We start from the raw sequence: 12,050 nt of genomic DNA on the forward strand, positions 1-12,050 counted from the left end.
AGTCAAGCGTCTTCTGTGGCCCGGCGCGGGTGGCCGTCCGCTACCGTGTCTGCATGGCCCGGCCCGCGCCCGCGTCCGCCCGCGCGACGGACATCGTTGCCTTCCTCACCGCGCACCCGTCTCGTGGCTTCACCATCAGCGAGCTCGTCACACACCTCGGGATGAACATCGCCTCGGCCCACGCGACCCTGGCCGTGCTGTGCGACTGCGGGTTTCTCGTCCGGGATCCGGTGCACCGCACCTACGTTCTGGGCCCGGCGCTGGCGGCTACCGGCTTCGCCGCACTCGAGCAGCATCCGGCGGTTGGTGTCGCCATAGAGCAGGCCGAGGCGCTCGCGAGCGAGCTCGACGCGGAGGTCGGTGTTTCGGCCGTCGCGGGCAGGGACGTCATCTTCCTCGCTCGTCGCGGACCAGTGCCCCGCGCACATGTTCTCGGCTACCCGGGAGACCGCACGCCGATGCTCGCCCCGATCGGCGCGGTGTTCATGGCCTGGGCTGACGACGAAACGATCATGGGCTGGCTGGAGCGGGCCGCGCTGACAGCACCGCTGCGCGAGTTCTACCGTCGGAATCTCGAGGAGATCCGCGACCGAGGCTTCAGCGTCCCCCTGCCCCCCATAGCCGCACCCGCGATGATCGACGCCGTCGCGAAGCTGCGCGACGAGCCGACCGATGCGCAGGCCGAGCACCACCTCACCGAGGTGCTCGCGAAGACCGACGAGATGCTGCTGTCCTTCGCCGGCCTCACCCATGCGGACGAGATCGTCGTGAAGACCGTCGCGGCGCCGATCTTCGACTCAATCGGCCGGGTGCTGCTCTCGTTGAGCATCACCGGGCCGGACCACCCGATCCGGGTCGAGGACGTCCTCGAACTGGGCCGCCGCCTGGTCCAGTCCGCCGCCGTCGCGACCCACCAGGCCCGCGGCCGGGTTCCTGGCCGCGACCTGCCACCGACCGGAACGGCCCACGCGGGCCGACAGCGCTGAGGGGGTAGTGGTCCCGAGAGCTCTTCCCGCCAGTACTCGACCAACTCGCGAGGCGGGCGGAGTGGTCAGCCCAGAGCCACCCGGTGCGCGCCGCTGTAGATGTTCATCGTTCGGCCCCGGACGAAGCCGGCGAGCGTCATCCCGGACTCCTCAGCCAGGTCCACCGCCAGCGTCGACGGTGCCGACACTGCCGCCAGGGCGGGCACACCGGCCATCACCGCCTTCTGGACCAGCTCGAACGACGCCCGCCCGCTGACTACCAGCACCCGCGCCCGCAGCGGCACCAGGCCGCTCCGGGCCGCCCAGCCGATCACCTTGTCGACGGCGTTGTGCCGGCCAACGTCCTCGCGGACGGCGAGGATCGTGCCCTCGGCGTCGGCCAGGGCGGCGGCGTGCAGCCCGCCGGTCGTGGCGAACAGGCGCTGGGCGCGGCGCAGCCGGTCGGGCAGTTCCGCCAGCACCTCGGCGGGGACGCGCAGCGGGTCGTCGGCCACCGGGTGACGGGTGCGCACCCGCACGGCGTCGATGCTTGCCTTGCCGCAGAGCCCGCAGGAGCTGGTGGTGTAGAAGTTCCGGGCCGCGGCGGGGTCGGGCGCGGGCACGCCGGGCGCGAGGGCCACGTCCAGCACGTTGTAGGTGGGCCGCCCGTCGGCGTCGGTCGCGCCCTCGGTGCCCACGCAGTAGCGCATGCTCGCGATGTCCGACCCCGCGGCGATCAGCCCCTCGCCGAGCAGGAAGCCCATCGCGAGGTCCATGTCGTCGCCCGGGGTCCGCATGGTCACGGCCAGGGACCTGCCGCCAACCCGGATCTCCAGGGGCTCCTCGCCCACGAGTGTGTCCGGCCGGACCGTCGGCTCGGCGCCCAGCGTCACCTTCATCACCCTGCGCCGTGCGGTTGCTCGACTCATGAGGCCACTGTTCCTTGTCGGTACCGGTAGACGCCCACGCGGCGTGGTCTCAGGCGCCGACCGGACGGGCCTCCAGGCGGATGACCAACGACTTCGACGTCGGGGTGTTGCTGCGCCGTGCGGTGCTGTCCAGCGGCACGAGCACGTTGGTCTCGGGGAAGTAGGCGGCGGCGCAACCCCGGGCGGTCGGGTACGCCACCACCCGGAAGTTCTCCGCCCGGCGGTCGACCCCGTCGGTCCAGACGCCGACGAGGTCGACGTGGCTGCCGTCGGCGATCCCGAGGGCGGCGAGGTCGTCGGGGTTCACGAGCACCACGTGCCGGCCATGGCGGACCCCGCGGTATCGGTCGTCGAGCCCGTAGATCGTGGTGTTGTACTGGTCGTGGGACCGGATGGTCTGCAGCAGCAGGTGGCCGTGGGGCACCCGGAGCACCTCGCAGAGGTTGACGGTCATCGCCGCGCGGCCGGTGGGAGTGTGGAAGGTGCGGCTGTCGCGCGGCGGGTGCGGCAGCAGGAAGCCGCCGGGTTCGGCGAGCCGGTTGTCGTAGTCGGCGAAGCCGGGGACGACGTTCGCGATGTGGCCGCGGATACGCCGGTAGTCGGCGGCGAGCCCGTCCCAGTCGACCGCCGGCGCGGACGCGCGGGCGCCGAGCGTCGCCTGGGCCAGCCCGCAGACGATGGCGACCTCCGAGCGCAGGTCGGGCCCGGCCGGGTCCAGCGCGCCGCGGGAGGCGTGCACCATTCCCATCGAGTCCTCGACGCTCACGACCTGCGCGACCCCGCCGCGCAGGTCGACCTCCGTCCGGCCGAGGGTCGGCAGGATGAGCGCGCGTTCGCCGGTGACCGCGTGCGAGCGGTTCAGCGTGGTCGACACCTGCACGGTCAGCCTGCAGGCGCGCATCGCGGCCTCGGTGACGGCGGAGTCGGGGGTCGCCGCGACGAAGTTGCCGCCCATCCCCATGAAGACCTTCACCCGGCCGTCGCGCATGGCGCGGATCGTGTCGACGGTGTCGAGGCCGTCATGGCGGGGCGGGGCGAAGCCGAACTCGGCGCCGAGCGCGTCGAGGAAGCGCGCCGGCATCTTCTCCCAGATGCCCATCGTGCGGTCGCCCTGCACGTTGGAGTGGCCGCGCACCGGGCAGACCCCGGCTCCGGGCCGGCCGATGTTGCCGCGCAGCAGCAGGAAGTTGACCACCTCCTGGATCGTGGCCACCGAGTTGGCGTGCTGGGTCAGACCCATCGCCCAGCAGACGACGACCTTCTCGGCGGCCAGGATCCGCTCGGCCAGTTCGTCGATCTCGGCGCCGGTCAGGCCGGTGGCCGTGGCGATGTCGTCGTCGGTGAGGTGGGCGCGCACGTGGGCGGCGAAGGCGTCGAACCCGGTGGTGTGGTCGGCGAGGAACGCCTGGTCGAGCACGGTGCCGGGGGCGGCGTCCTCAGCGTCGAGCAGCCGGCGCGAGAGCGCCTGGAACAGCGCCATGTCTCCGTTGAGGCGGATCTGCAGGTACTGGTCGGCGAGAGCGGTGCCCCGGCCGACCAGGCCCTGGGCGTTCTGCGGGTTGCGGAACCGGCGCAGGGACGCCTCGGGCAGCGGGTTGACGGCCACGACGCTGCCGCCGGCCCGCTTGACCCGCTCCAGCGAGGTCAGCATCCGGGGATGGTTGGTGCCGGGATTCTGGCCGCAGACGAGCACCAGGTCGGCCTGTTCCAGGTCCTCGAGGGTGACCGAGCCCTTGCCGATGCCGATCGTCGCGTTCAGGGCCGCGCCGGAGGACTCGTGGCACATGTTCGAGCAGTCGGGCAGGTTGTTCGTCCCGAACGCCCGGGCGAACAACTGGTAGAGGAACGCGGCCTCGTTGCTGGTGCGACCGGAGGTGTAGAAGGCGGCCTCGTCCGGGCTGTCGAGGGCGTCCAGCTCGGCGGCGATGACACCGAAGGCCTCGTCCCAGGTCACGGGCGTGTAGTGGTCGGCGCCCGGTGCCCGGTACATCGGCTCGGTCAGGCGCCCCTGGCCACCGAGCCAGTACCCGGAGCGGCCGGCGAGGTCGGCCAGCGCATGGGTGGCGAAGAACTCGCGGGTCACCCGGCGACGGGTCGCCTCCTCGGCGACGGCCTTGGCGCCGTTCTCGCAGAACTCGGTCGCGGACCGGTCCTCGGGCCGGGGGTCGGGCCAGGCGCACCCCGGGCAGTCGAAGCCGTGGTCCTGGTTGAGCAGGCGCAGGGTGGTGACGCTACGGCGCACCCCCATCTGCCGCCGGGCCTGGGCGAGGGCATGACCGACCCCGGGCAGCCCGGCCGCCGAGCTGGCGGGCGCCGTCACCCGCAGCGCGACCTCGTCGTCGCGCCTGTCGGTCGAATGGCCACGAAACATGGCAGTCACCTCTCTCCCAGCTCATCGGGTCACACCGCGGCCCTCCTGGCAAGTGTGGGTCAGCGGCCAGCGCGCGAGTCAGGTCCCGGGGCGAAGGAGATGGCGCTGTTGCGTCCGCGACGGGCACGGCATGGCAGCGCCCGGGCGGTCATGGTGATCAGATGGCGTGGGCGGTTCAGTGAACGCGGCTGACGGCCGTAGCCGCGGGTCGATGTCGGTGGCGAGTTCGTAGTGGCCGAGGCGGATGTTCTTGGACCAGCGCGTGCCTGGTGCTGATCGTCAGGGCGGAACCTCGCTGGGATCGAACACGCCAGCCGCCGGATCCGGATCCCGGGAGCCACACCCCATCGCAGCGTGCGTGACCTCGCATGAACGCGATCATGGAACGGTGGATGCGAACCTGCCGCCGAGAACTCCTCGACCGAACCCTGATCTACAACCAGCGTGATCGGCGACGACTACATGATTTCCGCACCGTCGACACGGTGCCGTCACCGATCCGGATGGCCAGCACGGCCGACTGCGTCCGGTTCGAACGGGAGTCGTTTGGCGCGCTGCACCAGATGCTCTCCTGCCTACCTGAACCGGAACGGGAGGCCGCCTGGGACGGGCTGATCTGCTGGGAGAACTACATGCCGCTGGCGCGGTTCACTTTTACGCCCAGGGCGTGGATATCTGGGCCGCGCCGACGCTCGCGACCAGCGACGGCTGGGTCTCCACGACGCGGCACGTCGCCCTCGATGGCCGCTGCTACGTCATCGCCGTCCGCCGGCTGTTCGCCGGCAGCGGGGTCGAGATTGAGTTCTCCCGCGGCCACAACCCGTGGCGGTTCGACTCGGCGGAACAGGTCGCGATCATGGAGAGCCGCTACGGCCCCACTGTCAAGGCACGCGAGCGCCTGACCGCGGCGGGCCGCTGGGACGAGTGCCGCGCCGAGATCGTCGCGATGGTCGAGCGCCGCAACGACGCCGACGGCGGCGGCCTGCTGACGCGGGCCGAGTACCTCGTCACCGTCGGCCGCAAGACCGCCTGATCCACCCGCGGCGAGCTGTGCTCACGAGCAGGACAGGAAGACACTGATGATCACTACCTCGCAGCTAGGGGCGCGTGCCAGGGCACGGCCCACCGTGGCCGGCCCCGCGTCGCTTCCGCTGCCGCGTGCCGCAGGGGGCATCCCCGCCGGGGACGCCGAGGACGACGCCGGGGACATGGAAGGACTGGCGACGCGCAGCGCGCCCAGCGAAGTGACGACGCAGATCCGGCTGATCGGGCCGCCGGCGATCGAGCGAGGCGGCCGGCCGGTTCCGCCGCCGCGGGGGCGCAAGGCGTGGGCGGTGCTGTGCTATCTGCTGCTCGCCGACCGTGCGCCCAGCCGCCGCCACCTGGCTGACCTGCTGCTGGGCAACGCGGCGGACCCGCTCGGCGCGCTGCGCTGGATACTGGCCGAGCTGCGCCGGACGCTGGGGGCGCCGAACGCCTTCCGGGGCGACCCGGTGAGTACGGCGCTCGGGGACGGCGTCTGGGTCGACGTCCTCCTGCTCACCCGCGCGCCGGCCGGCCCGGACGCGCCGTTGCTGGAGCTCGACGGCGAGCTGCTCGACAGCGTGGAGCCGGCGGCCGCGCCCGGATTCGACTCCTGGCTGCTGGTGGCGCGCCACCAGGTCGCGGCCGCGCACGAGGCCCGGCTGCGCAACGTGGCGGTGGCGCGGCTGGCCGCCGGGCAGGCGGGCGACGCGGTCCGGTACGCCGCCCACGCGGTGTCGCGCAACCCGTTCATGGAACACAACCACGAACTGCTCGCGCGCGCCTTCACGATGGCCGGTGACCATCCCGCGGCGCGCCGCCAGCTGGCGCTGGCGGCCGAGCTGCGACGACGGGAGCTTGTCGACGCCGGCCCGGCCCACACGTCCTTTGACCCGGACGTCTGGGCAGCTCACCGGAGAGAGTGACCGGCGGTGGGGTAATGGTTCGGTCCGCCCTCGGACACAGACACTGCGCACATCGATGATCTTGGTTTCGCGTCGGCCATGATCGTCTCTGTTTCATGGTCGTAGGTCAGCCTCAGGCCGAGTTCGTGGTAGACCTGCGCCTTGTCGGTCGGGTCGGCGTCTTTCAGGATCGTGAGCAGCCCACCGAGTCCGTCCACGGGTGTCTTGATCTGGGGGCGGGTCAGTCTTGGTCGGGTTGGGTGGAGGTCGCTTCGGCGTTCGAGGGCGGCGCGGTGGCGAGCGAGTTGAGGTCGCAGGCGGCGATGGCCTGTCGCAGCGGGTCTGTGGTGGGGGAGTCGTCGGGCTGGGTCCGTTCCAGTGCGGTGGGGGTGGCCTCGACGTGATCGGGATCGAACGCGGTGGCGAGCCAGGCGTCGAGGGTGGGCAGGATGGCGTCCTCGCGGACGTAGACGGTCAGGGGGTGGTCGATGTGGTTGGCGCGGGCGTGCTCCTGGGGGTAGCGGTATCGGTAGTGGGCGTGGCCGTGGTTCCAGTTGCCCTGCATGCGTCGGCCGCACTGCTTGTGGAACAGCAGGCTGCGTAGCGCGTAGGGGTGCTGCGTGCGTGGGGTGCCGATGCGCTCTGACGTTGAGTCGCGGCTGCTGAGGCGCTGCGAAGATCAGCATGCGGTCGGTGACCTCGGCCCGCACGGTACGGACGAAACGCCCTGCGTAGGCATTCGCTCGAGGAGCCCGTGGTGGGATCTTGATCGGGGTGATGCCGGCGTCGGCGAGGGCGCCGTCGAACGAGGCGGTGAACTGTCAGGCGCGGTCCCGGATCAGGAACCGGAACTCGGCTGCGCGGTCCCCGAGGTCCATGAGAAGGTCACGGATTTGCTGGGTGGTCCACCGGCGGCGGTGCCATCGAAGAACGGTGCCAGGAGTGATCAGCCGGTGCCGCCGAAGCCCTCACGGCATGAGTCGGATCAGCGCGGCGAGCACGGACCGGTCCGCCCAGTCCCACCTCGGCCGAGGTCGAGTATGGCGCAGCACCGCGACCTTCATGCCGACAGCCAGTCCATCGCATCAGCCCAGGTCACAGCCCCGGCCGACTTCTGGCACCCCGCAGGGCAAATACCGCCGCCTGTCCAAGGACTACGAATACCTGACTGCCACCGCCGAGAACGCCATCTACCTCGCGATGAGCATGATCCTGCTCCACCGCCTCACCGGCGCGCCACCCTGACCCTTCTCAGACATCCTCTAGTCGGCCGGATTCTGGAGCTCGACGGGCCTCCGATCAGCGCAGCAGGCCGGACCGCCGAGCCAGATCCACTGCGGCGGTCCGGTTGTGCACTCCAAGCTTGGACCGGATGGTGCGCAGGTATGACTTGACGGTCTCCGGACTGATAACGAGCCGCTCTGCTGCCTCGGTATTGGACAAACCTTCGGCCACCAGCTCGAGCACGTCCAGTTCGCGGCGAGTGAGAGAGTTCACCGAATCCACCGCCGACAACGACTTGAGGACGCTGTCTTCAAGCAGGTTGCGGATCGTAGCTATTCTCACGAGAGCGGGCGTCGCGGCGACGTCCAGGGACAGCGCTACCAGCTCATCGTCGACTTGGCGTAGAACCCGTTCGTCCACGTTCCACCGCCGGGGTGCGTCGGTCTCGTAAGTCTTCGTGACCTGGGCGACGGCGATCTCGAACTGCCGCACAAACGTTAGCGCGAACTTGGTGGTAGCCGCGCTGATCGACTTCTTCGATCGTTCCGCTAGGTAGAAGACACAGAGCGCCCGTCCGCCCAGCCGCAGTGGTATTGCAAGCACAGAGCTGACATGCTCGCCGCAGTCCACTCGGCCCGGCTCGCCGGGGCCGTTCCCCGCCGATCTGTCACGGTAGTCAGTTAACACATGCTGACCGAGTTTGACGGCCCTCCCGCCAATCCCCTTTCCTGGGGCGGCGGTAATTCCCAGACACGCGTCCGTACGTGCACCGTTAGTATACCGTATTGAAAGCAACCCGGTACGCGGATGAACCCACCCGGCAAGAGTAAGATCGGCACCGGTACGGTCTCGTAGCCGAGAGGCGCCTTTGGCGAGGAATCTGTCGATTAGTTGGTTGTCGGCGTACCGCTGTGGCTGCACTGTTCCTCCTCAACGATCCGCCACTAGGTGTTCACAGGCGCGGTGCTAGGCATGAAGTCAACGGACGTCCCCGGCCTATTGGTGCAGGGGAATTCCCAACTTCTGCTCCAGCTGACTCGACCAGACCTCACCTGTCGGTGTGGCGGTCACTGGTCGCCAGCCGACCAGCCTGGCGTCTCCACGAGACGATCGACATCGCCAGTTGTCATCTGGTAGCGGAACTTCCTCATTTGGTAAGCGTCGTACATCGACGAGCGTATGTCATCCGGGTTGTACGGAGAGGCGGAGTCGTAGGGCAGAAGTTCGCCCAACTTGTTGATCCGTTGCTACGACCCGGGTGTAGCCACGGTGCTGGCGTGCCCTGCTCGATCGTTTGGAGCTGACGCTGCCAGCCGGCCAAAGTCGGGTGGACACCACCCGACCCGCGTCGACCTGGGTGCACAAGAAACCGAGAGGAAACAAGAGGGGGCCGGCGGGCGCGATGAGGCGGTGCGGGAATTCCAACAAGGATCACAACGTCGGATGATCTGGCGGCCGAATCGTTGATTCGTCGACAGTGGGACGTTGATCCAGTAGTCGATGTCGGTCTCGAGTTCGACGGCGAAGTGGCGTGCGGCGCGGCGGGGCGGTTGTTCAGTTCGGCGAATCAGCGTTCGACGAGGTCCCGTCCAGGAGGCGCAGGTGCGCGGGCGAGCGAGCCGGTTCGTCGTTGGTTGCGCTGCCACGTCGCCGCCCGGTTGCCGCGGTCGCGGCGACCTGTCCGGCGTAGACCAGGACCATGGTCCACACCGTGGTGCTATTGGAGTGGTTCGCCGCACCAGTAGCCGTCGTGGTTGAGCGCCGCGGGTGGTTGGACGGGGGTGAAACGATGCCCTGTGGGGTCGACGTTGATGAAGTTCTCGCAGAGGATCGGCTGTGTCGGCTGAGACAGATTGATCGGGGGGATCAGGCTGCCGGCGGTGAAGTCGGTCACCCCGCGCAGCGTCTGGATGAACGTCTGGCGGGTGGGGCAGGGTCCGGCGAGTTGGAGTCCTTGGATCATCTCGTCCGCGGCCACGTAGCCGGCGAGGGCGAGCTCGTCGGTGGGGTCCGCCAGCTCCGGCGCGTATACGGTCATGGCTTTCTGGTAGGCGTTCATCGCGGGGGAGCCCTGCGCGGCGACACTTGACATGATCGACATTCCGGCCATGTCGCGGCCTCGCTGGGCGAGCAGACCGGGGCTGAAGCCGGTGGCGTTCAACGCCACATTAATCTTGACTCCACGAGCCTTGGCCTTCGCGTAGATGTCGATGAAGGCGCCGGACTGGGCGGCGCCGACGAGGGTGTCCGCGCCGGAACTTTTCAACTCGTCGGCGACCCGGGCCGGGTCGGTGACCCCTTCGGTGTAGGTGACCTCGTCGACGATCTGAATGCCGCGGCTTTGCAGACTGGGGACGAACTGTGCCGCGAGGCTCCGTGAGGCCGCGACGTTCGGGTCGACGACGACGAGCGCCTTCCTACCACCCTGCGCCTTGACGAAGTCGCCGAAGACGGAGGTGCCGCCGGTGTTGAACAGGTTGCCGGCATGGAAGAGGTTAGGGTAGTTGCTCCAAGTGGCGCTCGTCCCGGTTCCGGTGACCGGGACGTCCTCCCGCTCGAGCCAGCCGGCTGACTTGTCGAGGACGATCGACGTGGCGATCAGGCCGAAGACCCGCTGGGTGCCGACGAGGTCATGCGCGACCTTGGAGAAGGTCTCGGCATCGGACTGGTCGTCGCCCCACACCAGGTCGATCTCCCGGTCATGGACGCCGCCGGCGGCGTGTTGCAGGTCGATGCGCGCCTCGACGCCGCTGCGGGCGGCCTTGAAGGCGGAGGCGATCTCGGCGGGCCCGGTGTCGGGGTAGACAAGTCCGATCTTGATGGAAGTGGTGGTCACCCCTGGTACCTGCGTCGGGCAGGCGCCAGCCTCACTGGTAGCCGAGTTCGACGATATGTCACAAGCGGTGAGGGCCGTGGATAGTCCGACCGCCAGGGCTGCGATCATCGCCGAAGCGGTCCGCATATGCGGGCGGAAAAGAATCATGGAGCGCGATCTCCCCTTGGTAAGTCTATGCGAAGTACGACGGCTCGGTTCTTGTCCCCTACCTTCCGACCTGCACATCCCAGGGCTGCCATCCTTGGGCGCGCTGAGGGTGGTCGATGTTGATGGCCCAGCGGGTACCAGCGATCTGGACGGGCCCGGCCAGCGAGGTGGGCTGGGGCTACGGATATGACAAATGGTTCATCGGCGCCCCTATTCTCTTCGAGGAGGGGCGGCATCGTGATCCGACTGGCGCTCCGTCGCTACTAGACAAACGCCTTCTCGGGCCCGAGATCCTCGGCCGGGTATTCCTGAATCGGCTTCACGTCGACGATCAGTGGCATTTTCATGGACAGCGGATCCGGGTGGATGGTCATAGTCGCCACAGCCGCTCCGTTCCGTCCTCGCTGGCGCCGGCGAGCGTGTGTCCATCGGGCGCGAGGGCCACTGACCACACCCGGTCGGTGTGGCCGGCGAGGGGCCGGCCGAGTGGACACGGCCGGGTCGGCCTGAATACGTCCCACGCGCGCATCGTGCGGTCGGTGCCGGCGGCGGTGAGGGCGCGTCCGTCCGGAGCGAACGCCGTCGTCGGCACCGGGCCGGTATGTCCGGTGAGCGGTCCTCCCAGGGGCTGTGGCAGGGACGGGTTGGACACGTCCCACGGCCGTGCTGTGCCGTCGACGTTGGCACTGGTGAGGGTGCGTCCGCATGACCCGAATGCCACCGATCCCACCAGGTCGGTGTGGCCGATGAGAGGCTGTGTGCGGGTGGGGCCGGACACAGCCCGCAGCCACACCGTGCCGTTGGTACTTGTGCTGGCCAGGGCGTCCATCCGGTACGAACGTCACCGCCAACGCCCAGGCGCCATGGCAGGTCAAGGGTCGGCCGCGGCGCTTCAGCCGGGCGCGGCGAGACGCACCAAGTGGTCGAGAATTTTGCGCTTCACGCGGTCGGCTGAAGAAATCCCAGCCCTCTGCGCCTCCTCTTGGTGCCGTGACCGTCGCAGCTCCAATCTCCGCGCTGGTCCCTGTCGGCTCCGCTTCATCCCGCCGCAGACTCCCCGGCGGCCAATGAATGCCGCCCGCGCGGGCTCGGGTTCCGATGTCCTGGACGAGACGCGGCAGCCTGGTGGTGCGACAAAATAAGTTCCGCTCCGGCCTGGGAGGCTGGGCCGAGGATGTCTCGCGTCGAGCCACACCCAGGTGATCTTGGTGATGCCTTTTCGTCCGAGGGCTTCGTGGCCGGCGGGCGACGTATTCGATGGTGGAGTGGCCCGCTGTCCGGAGGGGCCGTTTGCAGAAGGATCTACGGGAGAGATCGGAGCCAACTGTCCGAAGCGGGTCTCGGGAGCGGCTCGGCGTCAGCAACGGCCGAACCGTAGGCGGGAAATCTCCCCGCGGGTGCCTGGGTGATGTGGACAGGGGTCAAGAAGCGGATGCCCGGGATGGCCGAGGCGGCCCGCGCTGATGTCGGCGGAAGGTTGGCGTCGAGGAGGTGGACAACGACCGGGGTGAACCAGTTCTAGACGGGGCGGCTGGTATCGCCGATGCCGGTGGTGCTGCCTCCACGCGCACGGCTGGTGCGGAAACTCTGCGGTTGCGCTCCCGGCCATGGCCACGCGGACACGTGTGGCTGTCGCCGCGACGGCGCCTT

Annotated in this window: 10 protein-coding genes and 2 pseudogenes; 4 read left to right on the forward strand and 8 right to left on the reverse strand. The window is 69.2% G+C overall.

All coding sequences use genetic code 11. From position 1 onward, the window contains the following. The first annotated feature begins 53 nt into the window (after window positions 1-53). Complete coding sequence (locus tag FRCN3DRAFT_RS0214045) at window positions 54-986, forward strand: IclR family transcriptional regulator (protein ID WP_035924752.1); 933 nt, start codon at window positions 54-56, stop codon at window positions 984-986. Between the two features lie 65 nt (window positions 987-1,051). On the opposite strand, the gene fdhD is transcribed toward FRCN3DRAFT_RS0214045, so the two are convergent. After that, window positions 1,052-1,894, reverse strand: a complete 843-nt coding sequence (gene fdhD, locus FRCN3DRAFT_RS0214050) for a formate dehydrogenase accessory sulfurtransferase FdhD (RefSeq protein ID WP_007507416.1) — start codon at window positions 1,892-1,894, stop codon at window positions 1,052-1,054. Between the two features lie 49 nt (window positions 1,895-1,943). Beyond that, window positions 1,944-4,265 (reverse strand): FdhF/YdeP family oxidoreductase, encoded by a 2,322-nt coding sequence (locus FRCN3DRAFT_RS0214055; protein WP_007507414.1) that lies wholly within the window; start codon window positions 4,263-4,265, stop codon window positions 1,944-1,946. 667 nt (window positions 4,266-4,932) lie between these two features. On the opposite strand from FRCN3DRAFT_RS0214055, the gene FRCN3DRAFT_RS55080 reads away from it, so the two are divergent. Both FRCN3DRAFT_RS55080 and FRCN3DRAFT_RS44445 read left to right on the forward strand, forming a co-directional pair. Next, window positions 4,933-5,298, forward strand: coding sequence for a hypothetical protein (locus FRCN3DRAFT_RS55080; RefSeq protein WP_007507413.1), 366 nt, complete (start codon window positions 4,933-4,935; stop codon window positions 5,296-5,298). A gap of 46 nt (window positions 5,299-5,344) precedes the next feature. After that, a complete protein-coding gene (locus tag FRCN3DRAFT_RS44445; RefSeq protein WP_007507412.1) occupies window positions 5,345-6,214 on the forward strand; it encodes an AfsR/SARP family transcriptional regulator in 870 nt (289 codons plus the stop codon). Here FRCN3DRAFT_RS44445 and FRCN3DRAFT_RS55085 read toward each other — a convergent pair. The 3 genes and pseudogenes from FRCN3DRAFT_RS55085 to FRCN3DRAFT_RS57705 all read right to left on the reverse strand — a co-directional run. Continuing rightward, complete coding sequence (locus FRCN3DRAFT_RS55085) at window positions 6,199-6,411, reverse strand: hypothetical protein (protein WP_007507411.1); 213 nt, start codon at window positions 6,409-6,411, stop codon at window positions 6,199-6,201. The two genes, FRCN3DRAFT_RS44445 and FRCN3DRAFT_RS55085, sit on opposite strands and share 16 nt — an antisense overlap. Before the next feature lie 23 nt (window positions 6,412-6,434). Further along, on the reverse strand, window positions 6,435-6,758 hold the full coding sequence (locus FRCN3DRAFT_RS55090) for a hypothetical protein (RefSeq protein WP_007507410.1): 324 nt from the start codon (window positions 6,756-6,758) through the stop codon (window positions 6,435-6,437). Between the two features lie 108 nt (window positions 6,759-6,866). Then, window positions 6,867-7,101, reverse strand: a pseudogene (locus FRCN3DRAFT_RS57705) (transposase); the annotation flags it as partial. Window positions 7,102-7,321: 220 nt separating this feature from the next. Here FRCN3DRAFT_RS57705 and FRCN3DRAFT_RS53040 point away from each other — a divergent pair. Further along, window positions 7,322-7,438: pseudogene (locus tag FRCN3DRAFT_RS53040) on the forward strand (IS5/IS1182 family transposase); the annotation flags it as partial. 54 nt (window positions 7,439-7,492) lie between these two features. Here the strand turns inward: FRCN3DRAFT_RS53040 and FRCN3DRAFT_RS0214085 are convergent. The 3 genes from FRCN3DRAFT_RS0214085 to FRCN3DRAFT_RS0214110 form a co-directional block, all read right to left on the reverse strand. Continuing rightward, the gene (locus tag FRCN3DRAFT_RS0214085; protein ID WP_007507408.1) at window positions 7,493-8,338 is read right to left on the reverse strand and encodes a LuxR C-terminal-related transcriptional regulator; all 846 of its coding nucleotides are present in this window, start codon (window positions 8,336-8,338) and stop codon (window positions 7,493-7,495) included. A 796-nt stretch (window positions 8,339-9,134) separates the two neighbouring features. Beyond that, window positions 9,135-10,400, reverse strand: a complete 1,266-nt coding sequence (locus FRCN3DRAFT_RS0214100; RefSeq protein ID WP_007507407.1) for an ABC transporter substrate-binding protein — start codon at window positions 10,398-10,400, stop codon at window positions 9,135-9,137. Window positions 10,401-10,770: 370 nt separating this feature from the next. Then, window positions 10,771-11,229, reverse strand: coding sequence for a WD40 repeat domain-containing protein (locus FRCN3DRAFT_RS0214110; RefSeq protein WP_007507405.1), 459 nt, complete (start codon window positions 11,227-11,229; stop codon window positions 10,771-10,773). Window positions 11,230-12,050: the final 821 nt, after the last annotated feature.

Source organism: Pseudofrankia saprophytica (assembly GCF_000235425.2).
GTDB classification, from domain to species: domain Bacteria; phylum Actinomycetota; class Actinomycetes; order Frankiales; family Frankiaceae; genus Pseudofrankia; species Pseudofrankia saprophytica.